Raw genomic sequence first — 22898 nt, forward strand, 5'->3', positions numbered from 1 at the left:
CCGAAGGAGCGTCCCGCCCGCGTGGCGAGTTGCGGCGGCCCGGGGGAGCACCGCTACAGCAGACGCCGATGAGAGCATGATGCAGATACCGGTCGTCGTCGGCAGCTGCGGCGCCGCGCCCCGGGTGGTGCGGTGAGGAGAGCGGCGGGAGCGGTGAGGACGGCGCGCTGAGGCCATTGCGCCGCTCTGGCGGATCGGAGATGCTGCCATCCGTGGGGCATCCTGCGATCGACAACACGACGCCGTTTGCCATCGAGCCGGTCTTCCTCGCCGATGAAGAGAACCGCCCGCTCCTCGTCGTGCTGGTGCAGGCGACCTTCACGCTGCACGCCCTGCGCGGCCTCGAGCGCGCCGAGCAACAGCTGCCCCCGAGCCTCGCAGGCGAGCTGTGGGGGGCCGACGCCGCCACGTCGAGCTACAAGATCGAGCCGGCGTTCGCCTTCTTCAAGCCCGCTACGGACGTGGTCCTGCTCGGCCACGCCCAGGTGCCGCGCCATGCTGTCCCGGAGCTCCAGGTGGCGTTCCGCGTCGGACCGGTCGGGAAGGCCGTGCGGGTCGTCGGCGATCGGGCGTGGGTGCAGAGCCCGGGGGGGCTCGTTCCCTCGCGGCCGCGGCCGTTCGATCGCGTCCCGCTCAACTACGAGCACGCCTTCGGTGGCTGGGACCGGAGCCACCCGGATCCGGCGAAGCACACGCTCGAGCCGAGGAACCCCGTGGGAATCGGCTTCCGTGCGCCGAACGCGGCGAGCGAAGAGGGGCTCCGGCTACCAAACATCGAGGATCCGAACGACCCCCTCCAGCGCTATGGTCAGGTGGTCGCGCCGGCGGGGCTCGGGTTCGTCTCGCCGGGCTGGCAGCCTCGGGCCGCGCTGGCCGGCACCTACGACGAGGCATGGTCGAAGGAGCGGATGCCGCTCCTGCCAAAGGACTTCGACCGGCGCTTCTTCAACGCGGCGTCGAGGGGGCTCGTCGCGCCGGGATACCTGCGGGGCGACGAGCCGGTGCTGGTGGAGAACGCGTCGCCGTTCGGGAGGCTCTCGTTCCGGCTGCCAGGGCTCAGCGCGCCGAGGTGCCGGGTAGGGCTGGTGCGGCAGGACGACGCCTCCGTGGAGCTCCGGCTCGATACGGTGGTCGTGGACACCGATGCTGATCGGGTGCTGCTGCTGTACCGAGGGCACGTCGTGCTGCGGGACGGACCGCACGACGTGCGCACGATCGCGATCGAGGAAGATCTGGGCGCTGTCCGGAGACAGGTCCCCTCGGGATGGTCCCGTGAGCCGGCTCGGCCTCAGTGAACGCTGGCCTATTGAGGAGATGGCGATGGGCGTGACCGTAGGCGTGAACATGATGTCAGTGGTCCACGCGAAGAGCAGCGGGATCACGATCGCATTCCCGGACGTCTGCAAGACCCCGGCGCCGCCCGCGCCGCCCCTGCCGATCCCCTACCCGAACATCGCCAAGAGCGGCGACACGGCCAAGGGCACGAAGAAGGTGAAGTGCGACGGGGAGTCGGTCTGCGTCAAGGACTCGAACTTCAGCACGAGCACCGGGGACGAGGCCGGCTCGCTCGGCGGGATCGTGTCGAGCAAGACCAAGGGGAAGGCGGAGTTCGTGAACTTCTCGTTCGACGTGAAGTTCGAGGGGAAGAACGTGGCGAGGGCGTTCGACCTGATGCTGCACAACGACAAGAACACGCCGCCGTTCCCGGTGATGCAGGGGCCGGTGGTGGTGATCCTGCCAGCAGGGCAGGCGCCGAAGCGGGTGTGCGCCGCGTGCGAAAAGGAATTCTGAAATAGCGGCCGAGCCCGCTGTGCACGTGCACGGCGGCCTCTTGGGCCGCACGGACACGTCAGGGCAGGCCCTCGATCGCCGCGAAGAGATCCTCGACGGAGTGACTGGCCCAGGGCAGACGCGCGATCCTGGGGCAGCGGGCCAGCTCGCCGCTCACCTTCATGCCCAGAAGCTCGGCGATTTTGATGAGCGCCAGGCCCTCGAGGGAGAGATAACTGCGCGGCCAGTACACGACGTCACCCTCGTGCACAGCCGCTGAATCACGAGCCTCGTCGTTCCTCCCCGCCTCCTCCTCCAGCAGCGCCGATACCGACGCTTCGAACCCCTCCGAGTCCCGTGCCACCAGCGATCGACATACGTCATACCGCGGCGATCGCCGATTTTCCAGGGAGCGCTCGAAGCGCGTCAGGAGCACCGGTGCATCGGGCGGTGGGGAGGTACCCGGGTTCTGCAGCATCCTGTGAAGCAGCAGGAAGAAGCAATGGTCATCCTCGTATTCCCAATCGGGATTCCACACTTCGGTTGACTCGTCCGCGATCTGGCGCGCTAGCGCGAGGTCGCCGGCGACGACGGCGTCGAGGACGGAGTTCGTCCGGTTGAGCGCCAGGTGCCTGTCGCGCACGTTGCCCTCCGCGCGCGAGCGCCGCAAGAAGTACCGCCGTGAATGCCCGCTGCGGATCAGGTTCGTACGAAACTCGCCGACATCCGCGAACTCGAGCAGGTGACAGATCCCGAGAGCTCCGAATTGAGCGGCGAGCTCATCAAAGATATCGCCGAGTTCTGCAATGGGCGCCTTGCCGACGCAGAGCATGTTGTAATGAATCTCGGAGACCAGCTCCGCATGAACGTCGGCAATATCCATCTCAGCCGAGCCCTGTGTACTTGGAGGGCTCGATGAAGCTCAGCCCGGAAAGCCCCTGCGCCAGCATGGAATCAGCCAGCTCCCGGCGAATCACAACCAGGTTCCGCCACTTGTGGAGGCGGAACACCTTGTACGAAGCGGGCACCACGTCTTGCCTGAGCACGAGCGAGTCGCAGGCGCAGATCGAATCGGGATCGAGCGCGTTCCACTTGACGCCCGACTGCGCCACATCGATACAGTCGCAGACGTCCTGCGGGTTGACGATGAAATAGTCAGCCGATGCGGTGTGGCCCTTGTGGTTGATGATCGCGATCGGCAAGAGCTCGACGTTGCTGACCTCGGCGTCTTCGAGCGCCTTCTTCACCCGCCCGGAGACGACCAGGCGCTTCGCTCCGAGCAGGCTATCCGCCAGTGCGATGTCCTTCGGCTTGCGAGGGTCCATCCGGCAGCGCGCGTCCTTGGGCCAGCCGGTGGCCCGAGACACCCCCTGCGCTAGCTCGAAGGCGTCCTCCACCCCCTCCACGTCCAGGATCTTGCAGATACCGTCGATGTTTCGCCCCGGCCTCCACAGCAAGAAGCTCATACGTTCATCCACTCCTTTCTTTGCGACATCCCGGCAGCTATTCGACTCTACTTAACCGCAGCAGCCAGGAGGTGCTTCCTTGCCACCGAGGCCCCCGCCGGCGGCTTGACGCGGCGTCGTACGTCACTCTCCGGACATGCCATAGAGAACGGTATGTGCCATACGCTCTCCTTGGCTGGGTCGTTCGACCCGGTGAGGCAGTAATCGAGGCACGCCTTGGTGCCGCCGTGATCCGTGCCTCTCTTCTTCAAGAACTTTTTCCATTCGATGCTCCCGCACTCGAACAACTCCTTGACAGACTCGGGGGCCATTTTCTCACATTTTTTTTGCTGCTTATTCTCCTCGATCTTGTCCCATACGTTCTCGGCCATCCACAGCTCGAGCGCATCAAGATAGATGTCGTGATCTACCTGGTGGCACGGCAACCCGCCCCACTGTGTCGTGTTGCCAGGATCGAGAACATAGGCCCACTTCTTCGGAAGACCGATATTGTTGCCGGATCCGTTGATGTCCCAGTCGGTGATCGCAAGCAATTTGTGGATGAAGCCGATCCTCTCCTGGGTGAAGGTGGGCGGGAATGTCTCGTCCGAGCAGGCATGCACGCAGAGCACGTGGTGGATCTCGGTGACCCGCCGTTCCCCCCTGGTTTTCTCCGTCCCGTCGCGGATGGTCAGCGTGCGGTAGTACCCGTCGGAGCAATTTTTCTCGTGCTTGTCGCCGTCGCGGTGGCGCTTGAACTTCCAGCCGTTGGCCTCCTCCATATGCCTGTTGCTCACGCTCCACCTCTTTCGCGCAGTCAGCCCGAGCCGCCGTGCAGCACGACAGCGCCCTTGGCGCCGCCTTCCGAGGACATCCAGATCACGCATCTTCGCGCGGGCGCATAGCCTCGCTCGAACGCCCGCGCTGCCATGCATAGGGCCATCGCTGCGCTCGCCGCCCCCGTATCTCCAAACGACGTCGCCGGGAACCAGCAGGACAGGCCGCCGATGTCGATCTTTTCGCGCACCCGCATCAGGGCGCCGCCCCACTCCATGGCTCGCCGTTCGGTGCCGTTCAGGTCTCCGATGAGCCATGCCGACATCGGCCGCTCGACGACGTGCCTCGGCGAGAGCGACCCGAGCACGGCCCGGGCGAGCGCGTCCCCGTTCGGGGTGGCCTCGGACAGCAGACCGACTGGATCGCCGGCGGACACCGCGGACTCGATGAAGGCGAGCGGAGCGCCTGTGGGAGCGGTGGGGGCCCGGCGTGAATCGATCGGCTCGATGAGGAAGAACGCCGCCCCCTCGCCAGGGACCAGGCCAACCGGGTTCTCGTTGGTCCGGAGCAACCTCAGGCGGGCAGCCGCCTTGAGGAACCCCGGCTCCACGCGCGAGTCGACGCCTCCGACGAGGCAGCGCTCGGCTCTTCCATCCCGGATCATGGTCATCGCGTCCGCTACCGCGAGCGACATGCCTGCGTTGCCGGCGTGGCGCACGGCCTGAAGCTGGCCTGGAATGGGCATCTCGGCCATGTCCGCGAGCCGCTGCGCCAAGGACGCCGTGCGGGCTCGCCATGCGGCGGAGGGAGAGGCCCCGTGGACGTCGGAAGAGCTGCCGCGCGCGTCGGCGTCCTGCACCGCCGCATCGGATAGGTTGACGACCAGCCCGGTGTGGCGAAGCTCGCGATGCGACAGGCCCCTGCGCCGCATCAGATTCTGGAGCGCCGCCGCACCAAGGACAAGGGCCTTGCCAGGCCCAGCAAACCCCTCGGCCACCTCCCTGACGACGTGGCCGAACACGATCGGCGGCCCGTCGAGGGTCTCCGAGCCGAAGAGCGCCTGGGTCCGGAAGTCCATGACCGTCAGCTCGGAAGCAGCGCTGAGCCCGGCCCGGGCGGCGGCGCATGAGGTCTCCACATCACGGCCTAGCGCGCTGACCATTCCCAGTGCCGTGATCCCGAAGCCGATGGCGCCGCTTGCGTGCGTCACGGATGAGCAACGCCTCGTTCATCCGAGGGTATCGACCGGAGAGCGTCAACGAGGGTCATCGAGAGCCTCGCTGGCTACGGCTCCCGCCGACGGCATCGCGCCGGCGCACGCACCTCGACCATGCCCGGCCCCGCGCTGCCCAAGCCCAGCTCCACCGCAGCCGCCCCCCTCGCCGGCTGGCTCCCCCTCTGCAGCACCTCGCCCATCCACTCCACCGCCATCGGCCTCCCCAGCAGGTACCGCGTTCCCCGCTTCAGCTCCTTCCCCCGGCTGCCCCACCACGTCGCGATCTTCTCCCTGTCCGGCCACGAGAGGCTCTCGTCCGGATCCATCGCCACGTCCTCGTCTTCTGGATCATCGCTCGGCCCGGCCTGAAACCCCGGCGGCCGCGCCCCCCGCAGCTTCGCCGCCTCGAGGTCCACCCCGGTGATCATCGTGAACGCCCCGCCCGCCACCCGCGCAAGCTCGGGCGTCCCCATGCACTCGATGATCCACGGCATCAGCGCCGGATCCCCGAGCGCCGCCGCCCCCGCGAGCGCCACGCGCGCCCCCCGCATCGTCCCGGCGATCGCGCGCAGCCATGTGGACGCCACCCCCGGATCCATCTTCCGCATCGCCATCGCGCAAGCCCTCTCCGCGAACGGCCCGCCACGATCCGAGATTGTCCCGAGCACCCTCAGCGCCGCCGCATCGCCGAGCAACGCCGCCGACCACGCCGCTGCAAACCGGCACGCCTCGTCCTCGCTGCCCAGCGCTCCGCGCACCTCGCCCAGCAGATCCCCCCGCCCGAGCTCCCCCACGGCGCGCAGCGCCCGCGCCCTCAGGCGCAGGTCGCTCGCCATCACCGCGTATCCCAAAGCCGCCCCCGGGTCCTGCCGCTGGACCGCGCACCCCGCGATCCCGATGCGGTGCAGCTCCGGCCCGACCCGGTGCGAGAGCAGCCCCGGAAGGATCCCCCGCACCTTGTCAAAACTCACCCACCCCAGCGCCGACACGATCGCCCGCGACAGCGCCGGCACGCTCCCGCCCACGTCGAGCACCCCGGCGATGCCCCGCAGATCCCGCCGCTCCACGGCGAGCACCATGGGCGCAAACAGACTCCCGGGCTCCTCCTCGTCGATGGCGTCCTTGCAGATCTCCCACCCCGCATCACCCGCCAGCCGCAGCCCGTCGACATGCGCCTCCAGCCGCTCGTCCAGCTCACCGAGGCTCTGCAAATCGTAGAGCGGATCCACCACCGCAGCGTCCCTGTACGACCACAGGAACGCCGCCTCCGAGGCGTGCTGCCCGAAGATCTCGACCTCGATCGTCGAGATCAATTGATCTGCACCGAGCCGCCCTGGATCCGGTTCACGCCGGAGGACCGGGCCAGCAGATACGCCCCACGAATCAAGATCTTCCCGGCGCGCGTCAGCGTGATGCTGGCCTTCCCGCACTGGAGCACGATCTCCTTCTCCGCGGTGAACACAAGCCGCTCGCCGTCCGCGGTCGCCGTCGCCCCGTCGCGCACCGCCGCGCTCGCGCTCTCCCCCGCCACGTGCATCCGCCCCATCACCACAGGCCTGTCGCGCCGCCCGCCCTCGAACAGGAGCGCCACCTCCCGCCCCTCGTCCTCGGGCCCGAGCGCCGTCATCGCCCGCGCAGCGATCCCCCCGCGCGCCCCCTCTCCCAGGACAGCCGCCTCGACGAGCGGCTCACCGCTCTGCGCGAACCCCACGATCCGCCCGACAACGACGCCCTCGATCGGCCCGGCCTTCTCCGCCTCGGCCCGGACACGCTCCTCGTGCGCCGCGACCACCAGCTCGAGGAGCCCCTCCGCTCCCTCGCTCGCTCCCGCTTCTCCCCCGCCCTCGTCCGCCACCTCCCCGCCGGCTGCCGCCGCCTCCCCTTCGGCCTCCTCGATCAGGATCACCTCGCCGCTCGGCTCCGCCGCCGGTGCCCGCCCGTCGTCTCTCATTGCCCAGCTCCTCCGCTCCCCCCATCCCCGAAGCGCCCGAGATCCCCCCATCCGCCTCAGTTCACCCCCACGTTGCTCCCCTTGATCTTCACGTTCCCCGACGCCTCGACGTTCACCGCCCCCTCGCTCTTCACGTCGAGCTTCTTCCCCTCGACCCGGATCGGCCCCTCGCCCTTCACCGTGATCTTCTTCCCCTGCACCGTCACGTTCCCGTTCTTCTCGACCGTGATCGTGGCGTCCCCGCACTGGATCGAGAGCTTCTCGCCGATGATCATCGTCTTCTTCTCCTTCACCTCCTCCTTCGCGCTCTTCCCGATCGTCACCGTCATGTCCTTGCCCACCGTCACGGTGTAGCCCTCGTCCACGCTCGTCGACTTCCCCTTGGAGACGCTCTCCGAGCTCGAGCCGCCCACCGTCTCGCTCTTGTTCTTGCCGATCGACGCGCTCTGGCTCTTGCCCACGTCGATCGACTGGCTCCCCCCGACCGACTCGGTGTGATCCCCCTCCACGGTGACCGAGCGGCTCCCCCCGACCGAGAGGGTCTCGTCCTCGCCGATGCTCTCCGTATGGCTCTTCGCGACGTCGATGCTCTTGTTGCCGCCGATCTGCTCGCTCTGGTCGTTCCCCACCACCTTGCTCCGGTCGTGGTCCACCTCGAGCGCCTCGTCGTTCCCGATCCACTGCTTCTTGTCGTGCTCGATCGCGATGTTCCAGTCCTTCTGGCCGTGCAGGAAGATCTCCTCCGAGCCCTTCTTGTCCTCGAACCGGAGCTCGTTGGACCCCCCGCCGCCCTTCGAGCTGCTCGACTTGAGGGTGCTCTTCGTCTTCTCCGCAGGGAGCGCGTACGGCGGCACGTTGGTGCCATGATAGACGCTCCCCACCACGAGCGGCCGGTCCGGATCGCCCTCGAGGAAGTCGACGACCACCTCGTGGCCGATGCGCGGCAGGAACACCGCGCCCCACGCGGAGCCCGCCCAGATCTGGCTCACGCGGATCCAGCACGAGCTCTGGGCGTCCTTCTTGCCCTCCCGATCCCAGTGGAACTGGACCTTGATGCGGCCATGCTCGTCCGTATAGACCTCCTCGCCAGCAGGACCGACGACGATCGCTGTCTGGATCCCCTTGATCGTCGGCCAAGGCGTCACCGACTGCGGACGGAAGGGGACGTCGGACGGCACGACATGGAACTCGTTCCGGTAGGCCGCGGCGTCGCCCTCGGGGACAGCGTCCACCACGGGCTCGTGGCCCTCATGGCGCACGGACACCAGCAGATACTCCCGGTTGAAATCGTCGCGCGCGTGCTCCGCGAGCGTGAAGGTCTGGCCAGGAACGAAGCGCGGGCAGACGCCCTCGCCGCTGCCGGTCTTGCGTGAGGTCTGGAGCTGCTCGAGCCGGATCTTGGCGATGCTCGATCCCGCGCCGGGCGCGTCGTAGTCCCCAGGATAGTCGTAGACCTCGAGATCGTCGTCCGCCTCGGCCTGGGCGTTGCTCTCGAGCGACAAGCTGGGCTTCTTGAAGTTGTAGTCGCGCAGCGTCACCTTCCCGGAGCGCACCCGCTCGGCATAACGGAAGCGGGAGACGTGCTCGCTCTGGTGGAGCGCGCCGAGCGGCGGCCGGAACACGACGGTGCTCTCCCCCGCGATCGGCCCGTGCCCCGACGCACCGTCGGAGAACACGAGCACGTGGCCGCCCTCGTCGTGCTCGAAGTAATAACAGATGCCCTCCTCCTCGAGCAGGCGCGACACGAAGGCGAAGTCGCTCTCCCGGTACTGCACGCAGTACTCCCGCGGGCGATAGGCGCCGCTCAGCACGAAGCGATACCCCTTGCTCGCGATCCCGGCCGCGCCCAGGACCTTTTCGATGATCTCCGGGGTGGAGAGCGCCTGGAAGATCCGGCTGTTCCTGCGGTGCTTGAGGCGGGAGACGTCGGGCACGATCGTGGCGTGATACGCCGTGACCCGCTTGCCCTCCTCACCTTGCTCGAAGCTCGCGACGACACCGTGAAGGTGCCTCGGCAGCTCGCCGACCTGCCAGGTGAGCAGCGCCGTCTTGCCCACGACGTCCGCGAACGCGATGTCCCTGTCCGCGCAAGCGACCAGCACATCGAAATGGAAGAGCTCGGAGATGCCCTCGCGCCCCTCGAACCGCGTCACACGGAGCTCGTGCTCCAGTCCGTCGACCTGAAACGAGTGCATGGACTCTCCCCTGTTCGGAGCGCGTGCGCGGACAGACCGCGGGCAGCATTCAACCGGAGTCATCCTACATGCTGCGACCGCTCGACCGCAATGGACGGCTGAGCTCGATGCCTGAGGCGCGCCGGGACAGCCGAACGCGACGTTGGCGCGGCGACGGGCGCGCGCCGGAGCGGCGCGGCCTCGGCAGTCCCGGGGGGTGCTAGCCGTGAAGCAGCCCTGCCTCGGCCATCGCGGCAAGGAACTGAGCGCCGAGCGCCTCCGGCAAGGCGCCCGCATCGCCGAGGCGCTGCGGGTGCACGATGGGCGGCGCCGCAGGGACCTGCGCGGCGACGAGAGGCGCTGGCGAGAGAAGCGAAGGGGGCGCTGGAGGCGCGCTGGATGACGCTGCCTGGCGCGGAGGCCCGGCAGGCGCGGCGATCGGAGCCCGGCGCGCGTCGAACGGCGTCGCGGCGGAGGCAATCGCCCTCGCCGCGTCCTCGGGCTCGAGTGAGGTCGTCTGCGCGAGCGGATCGCGAACGCCGCCGGGCCGCGCCGGCGCGACGGCTGCCGCGCGCGGGGCGACGGCCGGCTGCCACGTCGCCGGCGTCGCCGAGCGCGCGGGCTCCGAAGGCCCTCGCGTCGCGCTGAACGGCATCGCCCCGGCGGCCACCAGCCTGGCCGCGTCCTCGGGATCGAGCGCGTCCGTCTCCCCGAGCAGATCGCGGACGCCGCCGGGCCGCGCCGGCGCGGCGGCCGCAGCCTGCGGGGCGGCGGCCGGCTGCAACGCCGCCGGCGTGGGCCTTCGCGTCGCGCTGAACGGCGTCGCCGCCGCCGCGACCAGCCTGGCCGCGTCCTCGGGGCTGAGCTGGTTGGTGCCGTCGAGCGTGCTGGCCCTGGGGTTCTGCTGCGCGGCCGATCCCGAGGGCGCCGCGCGCGCAGCGGGCGCGCTGCCGGCGGCGAACGGATCGGCCCACGCGATCGGCTGCGCCGGGAGCTCCACACCCGCGAGCACGCGCAGCGACTGGATCTCCGCCTCCTCGACGGGCGCATGGCCTCGCCACACCACAGCGCAGCGCCGCCGATCCACGTCGACGTGCACCGCGTCGGCGCGGAGCGGGATCGGCTCCCCGGCGCGCGGCGCGGCGAGCTTCTGGCGGTACAGCCGCGCGACGCCGCGCGCCTCGGGCAGCTGCGTCCGGAGCTTCGGCCGCTGCGCGATCATGCCGCCGAGCACGATCCACTCGTCGCCGCGCAGCGCCGGGATGCGCTGATCCATGGGCGCCGCCTGGAAGTAGCTCCAGTCGAGCCCCTCGGGGATGTCGAGCAGCGAGCCGTGAACGCGACGCGCGTCGACCGCGCCGAGCAGCCGGCTGCGCAGCGGTGATGTGCGGGGAAGCGGCCCCAGGCCGTCGATACGGACGTGGCAACGGGCTGGCCCGACGCGCGCGGAGCCGTCGAGCTGAGCGTGCTTGTCGATGCGGACCTGGCCGTCCTGCACGACCGTGAGCCGGACCATGGCGTGCGGCGACGAGAAGCCCGGCGGCAGCTCTGCATGGCCGGTCACCACGACACCGCACGGATCGAGGTACGGCGCGAGATCGCTCGCGATCTGGAGCCGCTGACCAGAAGGATCCGGCTGCTCCTCCGCCGCGATCGGTTCCGGGGCGACGAGCGACATGCGCCCCTCGGGGACGAGCGCGAACGTCGCCTTCACGACGACGGTGACATGGAGCCGGCCGCGAAGACGCCAGGAGACCGTCGCAGCGACGGCCGGGCCGAGCGGGGTGATGGCGACTCGCTGGCCGGACGCAGACATCGACGCGTGCGACATGGCGGAGAAGATACCACCGCGGATGCAGGGATACGCGCCGTCGGACGCGCCCGAGCCCCTCGCCGCGCCGCGCCGTGAGGCCGGACGCCCGGGCCGGACGCTCCTCCAGCCCTGTGCTAGACCGCCGCCCCGATGCGCATCGCGCTCGTTTACCCGCCGACCTGCGATCCCACGGCCCCGTATCTCGCGGTGCCGATGCTGACCGGCTTCCTCCGCGCGAACGGCGTGGAGGTCCTGCCCGTCGACGCGAACGTCGAGGCCTTCGACGCGCTCCTCACGGCGCAGCGCATGGCCGACCTCCGCGACCGCCTCGAGGCGCGCCTCGGGGAGCTCGACCGCCGCCCCGCGCTCCCGCACGCCGAGCAGCTCGAGTACGTCGCCCTCGCCCGCGCGCGCGGCGACGCGCACGCCGTCCCGGAGGCGGTGGACCTCGCCAAGGCCACGCTCCGCTCCCCTGACGCCTTCTACGATCCGGACGCCTACGCCCGCGCGGTCGCGACGCTCGACGCGGCGCTCGGCGTCGTGTCCGCCACGCACCACCCGCTCAAGCTCGACTTCACGGCGTACCGCACGCCGTTCGGCCTCACGTCGATGGACGAGATCGCCCGGTCGAGCCGGCCGGAGCACGACCCCTTCGACGCCTGGGTGCAGCAGACGCTCGTGCCCCGGCTCCGCGACGCGCGCGCCGACATCGTGGGCCTCTCCGTGTGCTTCCCGGGCCAGCTCCAGCCCGCGTACGCGTTCGCGCGCAAGATCAAGGAGGCGCTGCCCGGCGCGCACGTCACGTGCGGCGGCCCCGGCGTCACGCAGCTGCTCCTCCGGCTGTCGGGCGAGCGGCTCGCGCGCGCGCTCGGCCCGTTCGACTCGGCATGCCTGTTCGAGGGCGAGCACACCCTCCTCGCGCTCGCGCGCGCGCTCGACGAGGGCCGGCCGCTCCGGGACGTGCCGAACGTCGTCGCGCGCGATCGCCTGATGGGCGCGCGCTGGACGCCCGGTCACGGCATGGAGGACCTGAAGGCGCTCCCCGCGCCCGACTTCAGTGGGCTCCCCCTCGAGGCGTACCTCGCGCCGGCGCTCGTGCTCCCGTACGACCCGACGCGGGGCTGCTACTGGGGCAAATGCACCTTCTGCCATTACGGGCTCGCGGAGGTCGGCACGGCGGCGTACCGCGAGCGCGCCGTCGAGACCATCGTGGCGCACCTCGCGGCCCTCGGCGCGCGGCACGGCACGCGCCACTTCTACCTGTCGCAGGACTCGGTCGCGCCGAAGACGCTCGTGAAGATGGCGCAGGCGATCCTCGACGCCGGCCTCGACGTGCGGTGGGCCACCGACCTCAAGCCGGAGAAGTACCTGACCAGGGAGCGCGCGGACGTGCTGCGCCGCGCGGGCGCCGTCGCGTGCGCGCTCGGCGTCGAGTCCGCGTCGCCGCGCGTCCTCGGCCTCATCGACAAGGGCGCGCCCGTCGAGGTCGTCTCCGACGTCATCGACCACCTCGCGTCCGCGGGCGTGGCCGCCGAGGCGATGTGCTTCACGGACTTCCCCACCGAGACGCACGCCGAGGCCGTCGAGACGCTCGACTTCCTGCGCGCGCGGCGGGAGGCGCTCGCGGTCTACATCGTCGGCGAGTTCGGGCTGACGCACGGCTCGCTCGTCGCGCAGACCCCGGAGCGCTTCGGGATCGACGAGGTGTTCGCGCTCGAGGGCGACGAGCTCGGGCTCGGCCTGTTCTTCGTCCCGCGGGAGCCGTGGAAGACCGACGCCGAGCGCGCCGACGTCGACGCGCGGCTCTCCGACCTGTCGCGCGGCTGGACGTTGCGCAGCTATCCGTGGGCCGGCGCCGTGTCGACCGCGCACACGATCCTCCAGTACGACCGCTTCGGCCCCGGCGTCTTCCGCGATCGCGCGGCGCGCCGCCCCGACGACGGCATCCCCGGAGCCAGCGCCATCGAGCGCGGGCTGCGCTTCGATCCGCGCGCCGCCGAGCACGCGGAGGCGCGCGAGGCGGAGATCTGGGCGACGCTCGTCCACGAGGAGCGGCGCGTGGGGCGCGACGCCTACGAGCGGCTCGCCCGGTCGTTGCCGCCGCTCCGGCCGAGGCCGGTGCGCGTCAGGTTCGTCGCGGGCGCCGCGCCGGCCGTGACGTCGGGGCGACGGCCGTCGCACGCGACCAGCGCGGCACGCTGAGCCTCGATCCGCACAGGAACGGCGATCGACGCATCACGCGATGGCTCGCCGTCGCGCATCGAGGCGCGGATCCGCGGACGATGGCATGGGTGGCTTGCTTGCGTGGCCGCGCGCCGCGACGGCGATGTCGTCCGACGTGAGGTGAAAGCGGCCTGTCGTCGCACACGCGATGAATCGATGCATCATCGATGCATCAACGACGGATCAAATGGGCTTCCCACAAGCCTTCACGATCGGTTAAATTCCTTCGTTGGAGGTCCGTCGCCCCCGAGCCCCCGAGCCAGCGAAGCACAGGAGGAGGCTCCGGGAGTCGATAGGACATGCGCCTTCGGCGCGCTTGCTTGGGGAAGCCGCGTGCGGGTCGTCGCGCGGTGGAGTTCAAAGGCATCATAGAATGAAAAGTTTCAATGCATTCGCAATCCTGGGTTCGGTGTTCGCGCTGACGGGGTGCGTCGTCGATGCGGACTCCTCGTCGGAGCTGGGGGACGACGCGGAGGTCGACGAGCAGACCGCCGTCGCCGAGCAGGCGGAGACGAAGGGCGCGGTGAACGCCGCCTGCGCCCAGTCCCTCACGCTCCGCAACCAGCCCGGCGGAGCGACGATCGGCACGATGTACAGCGGTCCGCTCAACGGCGTCTCGAAGTTCTACGTCGACTCGACGAGCGGGAGCTGGTCCTACGGCTACTCGTACTCGCTCGGCCAGTGGGGCTGGGCGATGACGTACTACCTGACGGCGAGCTACACGGAGCGGGGGGTACCGGGGCAGCTCGGCTATTATTACGCGTGTTATCGTTCGGACGGCACGGCCATGGGCGGCGGCGTCGGCTGAAAGGCGCGGCGGGTCGCGGGCGGCGCCTGGGGCCGCCCACCCGGCGCTATACCGCCGCCGCTCCGCTCCCGCCGGCCGCCTGCCCTCGGGAGGGCATGGTAGAACCCGGCATGGCCCAGAAGGCGCCCCAGGCGAAGCTGTCCCCGGAGGAGTACCTCGCGCTCGAGCGCTCCTCCGAGGTGAAGCACGAGTACGCTGGCGGCGAGGTGTTCGCGATGTCGGGCGGCACGCGCGAGCACAGCCTCATCGCGGCCAACGTGGTGGGTGAGCTCCGCGGCGCGCTGCGAGCGCGTCCCTGCGAGGCGCACGCGTCCGACCTGCGGATCAAGAACGTGACGACGGGCCGCTACGTCTACCCGGACGCCTCGGTCGTCTGCGGCCAGCCCCTGTTCGAGGACGAACACCGCGACACCCTGCTCAACCCCACAGCCGTCTTCGAGGTGCTCTCCGACTCCTCGGAGAGCTACGACCGCGGCGGCAAATTCGCCCTGTATCGGGGCATTCCATCCATCGCCGATTACATCCTGCTGTCCCAGAAGCAGGTGGAGGTCGAGCACTTCCGTCGCCAGCCGGACGGGACCTGGCTGCTCCGCGTGCTCGGGCCGGGCGAGCGGCTCCAGATCGCGTCGATCGGCTGCGATCTGGCAGTGGACGAGCTCTACCTCAAGGTCTTCGCTCGGCCCACGAGCGGTTGAGCGGCTCCGCTCGGCGCTCGGCCGGCGCGGAGCCGCCGCTCCAGGACTACACCGCCGCCGCCCCGCCCCCGCTGGCCGCCTGCGCGCGCGCCCGCTTGCGGACCATGATCTCCGGCGACTCCGCGACCGCCATCCCCACGAGGCGCATGCCCTCCAGGAAGTGCTTCACCCCGCTCCGGACGAGCTCGTGGCTCGCCTCGCCGACCTCCGGGTAGCCCTGCCCCGCCGCGTCGGGCTGCACCTTGCCCCAGTTCGCGAAGAGGCGCCCCCAGGGGCTCTCCAGCACGGGGGCCATCTTCTCCTTCGCGTAGCGCGGGTACCAGAACATGTCGTGATACGTGACCGACGCCACGTAGGCCCAGGGGGCGAGCCACGTCTTGAGCGACCACTCGATCGGCTTCTTCAGGGGACCCCAGTAGATGCGGTGCTGGTTGCGCGAGGCGAACGTCATCTCCTTGAAGGGTCCATCGAAGTTCCACTGCTCGTTCGCCGCGTCCACGTCGCCCACGAGCTCGATGTCGCGCACGTCGCCCGTCCCGAGGCCGAGGTCGTGCGCCAGCCGCACGAACTTGAGATCGCGCAGCGGATCGAACCCCATCAGCTTCGCCGCCACGGCGTCGATCGCCACCTGGTCCGAGGACGCGAGCAGCACGTTCTTCACGTGCGGCACCATGCAGCGCGGCCCCGGGCCGTCCCCCGCGAACGTCCCGTCCATCACCGCGAAGACCCCGCGGTGGATCTTCTTCTGGATCATCAGCAGATCCACGAGCGTCTCGTGGATCACCGGGTGCGTCCAGTGCCGGTGCTCGTTCAGGAGGCCGCCGAACGCGTTCTTCATCGCGCCCGTCGTCGTCGTGAAGATGTGGGTCTTCACCGTCGGCAGGTGGATGATGTTCTCCCCGATGAAGCGCTTCGGGATCGAGAACCCCTTCGGGTACACCTCGTTCAGACAGAGGAACTTCTTCCGCAGATCGCCGACCGCGTCCCCGATCGGGATCCACTCCTCCCCTTCGTAGAGGTGGACGTTGCGCAGGCCGTGCGCCTGCACGACGTCGATCTGCTTGTTCTCGCGCTCGCCGAGGTGGGCGTCGATGACGACCGTGCGGTTGTGGCAGGCGTGGATCAGGTCCTTCGAGTACCCGTCCTGCGTCATCGCCCGGATGACCCCCTCGAGCTGCCAGGGCGTCGTGGATGAGCTCGGGTAGAAGAAGTGCCAGGAGATGTTCACCTTGAGCGCCGTGTCGGCGTCCTTGGCGACCACATCCTGGTAACCGGCCAGGTTCATCAGCCGGTGGTAGTCCGAGAGCACCGTCACAGGCGACGTGCGGATCACAGCGACCTTCGATTTCGGCATGGCGGGGCCCTTATAACCCGTCCAGAGTCGCCCGTTCCGGGAAGTTGCGGGGCGTCCGCGTGGAGCCTCCGTGCAGACGCTGCCGGCATGGAGCAGCGCGGCGCAGGCGCGCGCTCGCCCGACGCCCGCGCCCCGCCGCGCAGGTCCACCCTGTCACGATCGAGGCATCTTGCCCCAGGCGCGAGGCGCCGCGCGCGCGCCCGGACGGAAGCGGCTGGGCCGATCTCGACGCTGCCCGCCTCGCGCCGCCGAGAGCGCGCCGGCCGACGGCCTCTGCCGCCGGGCGGCACGGGGGCTGCAACTGGCCACGTCAGGGAACAGCAAGGAACCGCGGCGAACAGCCGCCGTCAGGAACCACGTTGAGGTCGTCCCCACGAAGACAACGGATCGACCCCTGAGACCCCCTTTGGAGGACATCATGCTCGGCTGGACTGTCACCTTCTTCATCATCGCGATCATCGCCGCAATCTTCGGCTTCGGCGGGATCGCCGCCAGCGCCGCGTCGATCGCGAAGATCCTGTTCGTCGCGTTCCTGGTGCTCGCCGTGATTTCGCTCGCGCTCGGGCGCCGCATGCCGGCATGATCCGGAGACAGGGTGGAGGCCATGAAGAACGCGTCGCAACCGCGGAACGGTGAGAGGAACGCTACGTTGGACAGCACGTTGGACAGCGCGTCGAACAGCGCGCCGGACATCTCGCCGAACGGTGAACCCTGGAAGCCCGGCGCGCCGCAGCCGGCGGCGAGCCCCCCCGGCGAAACGCCGGCGCCGCCAGCGACCCCCGGCTCGCCTGGTCGCACGTCGCCGGACCGGGAGATCCAGCTCCCGGGGACGCCACAGCCCGGAGGAGATCCGGGGACGAGGCACCAGCCCGAGGTGCCTGCGCCCGCGCACACGCAGGAGATCCCGGCGCCGCCGCCTCACGAGGTCCCCGGCCACGATTTCCCGCGCGCCCGGAGCGGTCCCTAGGCGATATGCCAGAGACTCCCGCCCGCCCTCCCGCGCCCGGCACCGGCGTCCCGCGCCGGCAAGGCCGCTTTCGCCGGGCGCTGGCCCGCGCGGCCGCGGTGTCGGCCAGTGTGATCGGCCTGGGCGGCGTCTTCGTCGCTGCGGCGGCGGTCGGCGCCGTCATCCACCTGAACGCCGGGTCGACCCGCAACCTGACAAGGCAGCTCGTCAACGATACCCTGCGGTCCAGCCTCGAGGGGCGGATCGAGATCGAGCACGTCGACCGCCTCGGCCTCTTCACCGCCGACATCTCCAGGGTGACGGTGAGCCACCCGAACGGAACCGAGCTCCTGCGCGTCAGCGGCGTCCACGCGGACTTCAACGCGCTGTCGATCGCCAGGGAGCTCCTCCTCGGCGACGGCGACCTCGCCGTCACGATCCCGCTCGTCCGGATCGCGGACGCGGACGTGCTGCTCGAGCAGGACGAGCAAGGCGCGCTCACCCTGGCCGAGGCGTTCACGCCGACGCCGTCGGAGCCGCCGGAGGAGCCGCCCGCCGAGCCTGCGCGGCCGCTCCGCCTCGAGCTGTCGCGCGTCGTGCTCGATCGCGCGGCGGTCCACGGCACCGTCGCGCCAGGGAGCCCCATCGACGCGACGATCGAGGATCTCGCCGGCGGCGTCGTCGTCGCGGACCGGAGCCGGTACGCGCTCGAGCGCGTGCGCATCACGGAGCGGCGCCTGCTGCCGGTCCCGGTCGAGGCGACAAGGATCGAAGGGAGCGTCAGCGTGCCCGCGGACGCGCCGATGGAGCTCACCGCGAAGCTCGAAGGGAGCGTCGGCGCGATCCCGCTCACGGCCGAGGGGACCTTGAAGGACGAGCGCCTCACGGCGCGGGTCTCGTCCGCGCGCGTGACGCCCGAGGCGGCCCTCGCGATCGATCCGAGCGCGCCGCTCGCCCGGCCGCTCTCGGTGCTGGTGACGGCCGACGGAGCGCTCTCGGACCTGGCCGTCACGGCGCGCGTCGCGGTCCTCGATCCGCTCGTCGCGAGCGACGCCGTGACCGGCGAGGTCACCGCCAGCGCCCGGCTCGACGCGCTCGATCCGAAGCGCATCACGGCCGAGGTGCGGATCTCGGAGCTCGACCCGCGCGCCTTCGTCGGGGCGGCGCCCGCCGCGCGGGTGAGCGCGGAGGCCCGCGGGGAGATCCACCTCGACGAGGAGGGCGGGCCGCGCATCGTCGCCGAGGCCAGGACGGAGCCGTTCGTCGTCGCGGGGCAGCGCGTGCCGGCGACGGAGGCGCGCGCGACGCTCGAGCGCGGCGCGCTGCGGGCCGCGGCGACGATCCACGAGCCCGGCGCGCCCATCGAGGCCAGCGTCGCCCGCTCGAAGGACGGGGCGCTCAGGTTCGAGGCGCAGAGCGAGATCCCGTCGCTCGGCGCGGTGCAGCGCGTCCCGCGCGGCATCCACGGCAGCGCCGCGCTCCACGTCGAGGGATCGCTCAGGGACGAGGCGCTCGACGCCGAGGCGACCGTGCGCGTCGCCGGGCTCCGCGTCGGGTCCGATCTGAAGCTCGGGCGCGGCGAGGTCCGGGCCAAGGCCAGGGGGCCGCTCGACAAGCTCACGATCGACGGCGTGTTCCGCGGCGCCGACCTCCGCGCCCAGCAGTACGCGTTCCGCAGCGTGGCGGCGAGCGCCGCGGGGCCCGTCACGGCGCCGCGCGTCCGCGTGTCGCTGGCCAGCGCGGAGCGCCGGATCACGGCCTCCGCCCGCCTCGATCTGCCGCGGAGCGAGGCGCGGCAGCTCCGCGTCGAGGTGGCGCGCGGGGAGGACGAGGTGACAGCGCAGGCCGCCCGCGTCGCGTGGGACCGCGGGATCGCCCTCCGCGGGCTCGCGCTGCGCGGCGACGGCGTGGGGGAGATCGAGGGGAGCCTCTCGCTCGCCGGGGACGAGATCGAAGGAGACCTCCGCGGCACCGCGATCGACCTCGCGCGCATCGCCGACATCACCGGCGCGCCGCTCGGGATAGGAGGCCTCGCCAACCTCGACGTGTCGGTGCACGGCCGGGGGGCGCGCCGCGCGGGGCGCTTCCAGATCGAGCTCGAGGACGGCTCGGCGCCGGGCGTGGCGCCGCGGCTCTCGATGAACGTGACGGCGCGCCTCGACGGGGAGGCGCTGAAGGCGGACGGCCTGGTCCGGCTGCTCGCGCCGCCCGAGCCGCCGCCCGCGCAGGGGCAGGAGGCCCAGCGCCGGGGCGCGACGCCCGACCCGACGTTGACCACGGCCTTCGACGCGGCGTCGCAGCAGAAGGCGCCACCCCCGCCGGTGTGCCACGGCGCCATCGCGCGCGTGCTGGTCGACGGGAGCGCGGCGAGGCTGCGCGGGCCGCTCCTCTCGGCGCGCACCTGGCAGACCGTCACCGGCTCGGCCCGCATGGACGCCGACGCGTGGCAGCTCGGGTGCCTGGCGCAGGTGTCGCCGGTCCAGCTCGCGCTGAGCGAGCTCTCGGGCCGGCTCACCGCGCGCCTCGCGGTGGCGCGCGAGGCGGGAGAGCGGCTCCCGTCGGTGCGGAGCCTCCTTGTCCGCACGGAGGGCCTGCGCGCGGCCGGGCCGATCGACGCGCAGACGGGCGCGCCGGCGTGGGTGTCGAGGAAGCTCGACGCGCGGATCGCGGGGGATCTCGACGCGGAGACCGGCGACGCCCACGTCACGCTGTCGGTGTTCGATCGCCAGCTCGTGGCGGAGCTCTCGGCCGCGCTCGACGCCGATCTGCCGGCGCTCCTCGCCGATCCGGCCGCCGCGCTCCCGCGGGCGTCGATCGCCGCGCACCTCCGCGTGCCGCGCCGCCGGCTCAACGATCTCACCGAGCTGGCCGCCCTCGGGAAGCGGACGCCGGTGCTCTCCGGCTCCGCGGGGCTCGACGTGTACTTCGCGGGGAAGCTCGCCGAGCCCCGGCTCGTGGCCCGCGCGACGGCGGTGAACGTGAGCGGCACGGCCGGCCCCTCGCTCTTCGGCAAGGTCCGGCTCGACACGCTGCTCGTCTATGACGGGCGCGAAGCCGCGCTCGACGCGTACGCGTTCCGCGGACCGATCACGTACATGACGGCGAAGGCGAAGCTCGGCGCGGACGCCGCCGCCCTCCTCGGCGGGGCCCCTTCCGCTCGGCGCTTCAGCGACGGCAGCCTCGAGGCGAAGATCGCGGATCTGCCGCTCGCGGAGGTGCCCGTCCTCGCCGACATGCAGATCGGCGGCGAGGCGCGCGGCGAGATCTCCGTGCGCGGGCTGTTCGAGGCCGCGCCCGAGGTCAGGGCGCACCTCCAGGTCCCGGGCCTCACGCTCGGCCCCGACGCGCGGTACGAGACCGCCGAGGCGTCGCTCGACATCGCGCCGCCGGGCGGCGCGGGGCGCACCGCGGCCGTGGCCAGCGTGCGGCTCGAGGGGCGCGACGGCGGCCGGCTCGAGGCCAGGGCCCAGGCGCCCATGGTGTGGGAGGCGAACGCGATCCCGACGCTCACCGACGATCGGAACGCCTCGGTGTCGCTCGCTGTCGATCGCTTCCGCCTGACGGCGCTGGAGCCGTTCGTGCAGGGCTCGGTGAACCGGCTCGACGGCACGCTCGACGGCGAGGTGCGGCTCGGGCTCGGCGCGCAGGCGGGCTTCTCCGGCGAGATGCGCCTCGAGGGCGGCGTCGTCCAGGTGGCCACGATCGGCCAGCCGTTCGAGAACGCCTCGTTCCGCGTCGCCGCGAGCCCCTCCGGCGAGCTCCGCGTCGACGACCTCCGCGCCGACGCAGGCAACGGCCAGGTGCGCGGGAGCGCGACCCTCCAGATGGAAGGGCTCGCGTTCCGGAACGCCCGCGCCGAGCTCTCGATCCCCAGCGGCCGGGCCCTCCCGATCACGCTGGAGGGCGTCCCGATGGGCGAGGTGCGCGGCCGGGTGGCGCTCGCGGCGGAGAAGCGGGCCGAGGAGATCGCCGTCCGCGTCGACGTGCCCTCGCTCGATCTGACGCTGCCGCCCACGATCGGGCGGAGCGTGCAGCCGCTCGGCGAGAACCCGACCATCACGACGTCGGCGCCGCTCAGCCAGGAGGACTACGAGGCGCGGCGAGCCCCGGCCGAGCCGCCGGAGCAGGCGGAGGAGAGCGAGGGCGGCACGCCGATCGCCGTGGAGGTCCACCTCGGCAGGATCGGCGTCGAGGGCGACATGGTGCGGGCCTCGCTGTCGGGGGATCGGGCGCACCCCCTCCGCATCAAGGTCGCGGGAGAGACCGAGATCCGGGGCAACGTGAACATCGTGTCGGGCAGGCTCGAGGTGCTCGGCAAGGAGTTCGAGATCGAGCCTGGCGTGGTCGCCCTGCAGGGGGATCCCTCGAACCCGTTCCTGAACGTGAGGGCGTTCCACGACACGCCGGAGGGGACGCGCATCTTCATCGACTATGTGGGGCAGCTCAACCCGATCACCGAGGACAAGATCACCTTCCGTTCGGAGCCGCCGCGCCCGGAGAACGAGGTGATCGCCGAGCTCCTGCTCGGCAGGGAGTTCGCGGAAGGGACGCTGGCGGGCGGCACGTCCGAGCAGCCCGCGTCGGGCGGCGGCAGCGCCGCCGGCGGGGTCGCGGCCAGCGTGGGGACGGGGCTCGCGTCCGCGCAGCTCAACATGATCCTCCAGAGCATCGGTCCGCTCCGGAACTTCGAGACGAGGCTGGGCACGACCGAAGAAGGCGCGCTGAAGACGACCGTGGGCTACCAGCTCGGGCAGCAGGTGACCGCGAGCGCGACCTACGAGGCGGGGCCGACGGGGCAAGGACAGGGGCCGGGGTCCGGGGGCGGCAACACCGGCGCGCAGGCGCGCACCGAGGTGAGCCTCGAGTGGCGCTTCCGCCGGGACTGGTCCCTGCGGGCGGCGATGGCCACCGGCGCGAACCCGGCGACGAGCCTCGACCTGCTCTGGAAGCACCGCTACTGAGCGCCGTCGCGCAGCGGGCGCGCCCGTTCGTCAGGCACCACGCAGATGCCGCCGCAGTCCGCCCCGCCGTGCTTCGGGTCGCAGTCGTCGCTCGGATCGTCGATGCACACGAGCCCCTCGGGGCACTCGATCCCCGCGAACCCCCCGCAAAACGGCGGCTTGGGCGTCGGTTCCACGCAGATGCCGCCGCAGTCCGCCCCGCCGCGCTCCGGGTCGCAGTCGTCGCTCGGATCGTCGACGCACTCGAGCCCGTCGGGACACGGGAAACCCGCGAATCCCCCGCACATCGTCGTCGGCGGGTCCTCGACGCACACGCCGGGACAGTCCGCGCCGCCGTGCTCGGGGTCGCAGTCGTCGCCCGGATCGTCGACGCAGGCGAGCCCGTCGGGACAGGGGGTCCCGAGGAACCCGCCGCAGGTCTCTGATCCGGGCGGATCCGGCGGCCCTCCGGTGTCGCCGCCGCCGTCCCTGTGGCAGCCCACGAGCCCGATCACGATCAGCAAGAGAGCCATCCCTTTGTGGCGCATCAGAACCTCCGCGTTGCGTTTGTCCGAACCCCACCATGAAGCAGCTTCGGTGCCACGGGAAGCGGACGCAATTCGGGCGGAGCGCGCGGTTTTCGGCGCGGGCACCGCGATCGCGGTGTCTTGCTGTGTCGCGGTTGTGCCAGCGGCTTGACGGGAGGATCCGCGGGAGCGCGCGGAAGTCGTCTCCTCCGCGAGCCCAGGGGCGGCGTATGCGTTGTATGCATTCCGCGCGCCGCCC

18 protein-coding genes are annotated in these 22898 nt (G+C 71.2%); 8 read left to right on the forward strand and 10 right to left on the reverse strand.

Translation table 11 applies throughout. The annotated features are described in order from the left end of the window. Positions 1 to 212: 212 nt before the first annotated feature. Positions 213 to 1295 carry a DUF2169 family type VI secretion system accessory protein gene (locus WMF44_RS26990; protein WP_437292910.1) on the forward strand — a complete coding sequence of 361 codons (1083 nt, stop codon included), beginning with the start codon at positions 213 to 215 and terminating at the stop codon, positions 1293 to 1295. A 25-nt stretch (positions 1296 to 1320) separates the two neighbouring features. After that, positions 1321 to 1791 (forward strand): DUF4150 domain-containing protein, encoded by a 471-nt coding sequence (locus tag WMF44_RS26995; protein WP_437292911.1) that lies wholly within the window; start codon positions 1321 to 1323, stop codon positions 1789 to 1791. A gap of 58 nt (positions 1792 to 1849) precedes the next feature. On the opposite strand, the gene WMF44_RS27000 is transcribed toward WMF44_RS26995, so the two are convergent. The 8 genes from WMF44_RS27000 to WMF44_RS27035 form a co-directional block, all read right to left on the reverse strand. Then, positions 1850 to 2653 carry an Imm49 family immunity protein gene (locus WMF44_RS27000; protein ID WP_437292912.1) on the reverse strand — a complete coding sequence of 268 codons (804 nt, stop codon included), beginning with the start codon at positions 2651 to 2653 and terminating at the stop codon, positions 1850 to 1852. A gap of 1 nt (position 2654) precedes the next feature. After that, complete coding sequence (locus WMF44_RS27005) at positions 2655 to 3236, reverse strand: imm11 family protein (RefSeq protein WP_272093933.1); 582 nt, start codon at positions 3234 to 3236, stop codon at positions 2655 to 2657. Positions 3237 to 3283: 47 nt separating this feature from the next. Then, positions 3284 to 4012, reverse strand: a complete 729-nt coding sequence (locus WMF44_RS27010) for a hypothetical protein (protein ID WP_437292913.1) — start codon at positions 4010 to 4012, stop codon at positions 3284 to 3286. 20 nt (positions 4013 to 4032) lie between these two features. Next, complete coding sequence (locus WMF44_RS27015) at positions 4033 to 5070, reverse strand: beta-ketoacyl synthase N-terminal-like domain-containing protein (RefSeq protein ID WP_437292914.1); 1038 nt, start codon at positions 5068 to 5070, stop codon at positions 4033 to 4035. Between the two features lie 206 nt (positions 5071 to 5276). Further along, positions 5277 to 6521 carry a TIGR02270 family protein gene (locus WMF44_RS27020; RefSeq protein WP_437292915.1) on the reverse strand — a complete coding sequence of 415 codons (1245 nt, stop codon included), beginning with the start codon at positions 6519 to 6521 and terminating at the stop codon, positions 5277 to 5279. Continuing rightward, on the reverse strand, positions 6518 to 7000 hold the full coding sequence (locus WMF44_RS27025) for a DUF6484 domain-containing protein (RefSeq protein ID WP_437301616.1): 483 nt from the start codon (positions 6998 to 7000) through the stop codon (positions 6518 to 6520). The genes WMF44_RS27020 and WMF44_RS27025 overlap by 4 nt, the downstream gene beginning before the upstream one ends. 215 nt (positions 7001 to 7215) lie before the next feature. Then, entirely contained in the window at positions 7216 to 9354 is a 2139-nt protein-coding gene (locus WMF44_RS27030; RefSeq protein ID WP_437292916.1) for a type VI secretion system Vgr family protein, read from the reverse strand. Between the two features lie 199 nt (positions 9355 to 9553). Beyond that, positions 9554 to 11164, reverse strand: a complete 1611-nt coding sequence (locus WMF44_RS27035; protein WP_437292917.1) for a DUF2169 domain-containing protein — start codon at positions 11162 to 11164, stop codon at positions 9554 to 9556. Between the two features lie 132 nt (positions 11165 to 11296). Here WMF44_RS27035 and WMF44_RS27040 point away from each other — a divergent pair, with 132 nt between their 5' ends. The 3 genes from WMF44_RS27040 to WMF44_RS27050 all read left to right on the forward strand — a co-directional run bounded on the left by WMF44_RS27040 (position 11297) and on the right by WMF44_RS27050 (position 14872). Then, positions 11297 to 13348, forward strand: a complete 2052-nt coding sequence (locus WMF44_RS27040) for a B12-binding domain-containing radical SAM protein (protein WP_437292918.1) — start codon at positions 11297 to 11299, stop codon at positions 13346 to 13348. Positions 13349 to 13778: 430 nt separating this feature from the next. Next, the gene (locus WMF44_RS27045) at positions 13779 to 14177 is read left to right on the forward strand and encodes a hypothetical protein (protein WP_437292919.1); all 399 of its coding nucleotides are present in this window, start codon (positions 13779 to 13781) and stop codon (positions 14175 to 14177) included. Positions 14178 to 14287: 110 nt separating this feature from the next. Further along, on the forward strand, positions 14288 to 14872 hold the full coding sequence (locus tag WMF44_RS27050) for a Uma2 family endonuclease (protein WP_437292920.1): 585 nt from the start codon (positions 14288 to 14290) through the stop codon (positions 14870 to 14872). A 46-nt stretch (positions 14873 to 14918) separates the two neighbouring features. On the opposite strand, the gene WMF44_RS27055 is transcribed toward WMF44_RS27050, so the two are convergent. Further along, positions 14919 to 16226, reverse strand: coding sequence for a DUF362 domain-containing protein (locus tag WMF44_RS27055; protein WP_437292921.1), 1308 nt, complete (start codon positions 16224 to 16226; stop codon positions 14919 to 14921). A gap of 418 nt (positions 16227 to 16644) precedes the next feature. On the opposite strand from WMF44_RS27055, the gene WMF44_RS27060 reads away from it, so the two are divergent. The 3 genes from WMF44_RS27060 to WMF44_RS27070 all read left to right on the forward strand — a co-directional run bounded on the left by WMF44_RS27060 (position 16645) and on the right by WMF44_RS27070 (position 22133). Continuing rightward, entirely contained in the window at positions 16645 to 16809 is a 165-nt protein-coding gene (locus WMF44_RS27060) for a DUF1328 family protein (protein ID WP_012237660.1), read from the forward strand. A gap of 66 nt (positions 16810 to 16875) precedes the next feature. Continuing rightward, complete coding sequence (locus WMF44_RS27065) at positions 16876 to 17193, forward strand: hypothetical protein (protein ID WP_437292922.1); 318 nt, start codon at positions 16876 to 16878, stop codon at positions 17191 to 17193. A 5-nt stretch (positions 17194 to 17198) separates the two neighbouring features. Further along, positions 17199 to 22133: a translocation/assembly module TamB domain-containing protein gene (locus WMF44_RS27070; RefSeq protein WP_437292923.1), complete on the forward strand. Its 4935-nt coding sequence runs from the start codon at positions 17199 to 17201 to the stop codon at positions 22131 to 22133. On the opposite strand, the gene WMF44_RS27075 is transcribed toward WMF44_RS27070, so the two are convergent. Then, positions 22127 to 22660, reverse strand: coding sequence for a hypothetical protein (locus WMF44_RS27075; protein WP_437292924.1), 534 nt, complete (start codon positions 22658 to 22660; stop codon positions 22127 to 22129). The genes WMF44_RS27070 and WMF44_RS27075 overlap by 7 nt on opposite strands. Between the last annotated feature and the right edge of the window lie 238 nt (positions 22661 to 22898).

Origin of the sequence: Sorangium sp. So ce426, from assembly GCF_051475585.1 — a bacterium.
Classification (GTDB): domain Bacteria; phylum Myxococcota_A; class Polyangia; order Polyangiales; family Polyangiaceae; genus Sorangium; species Sorangium cellulosum_B.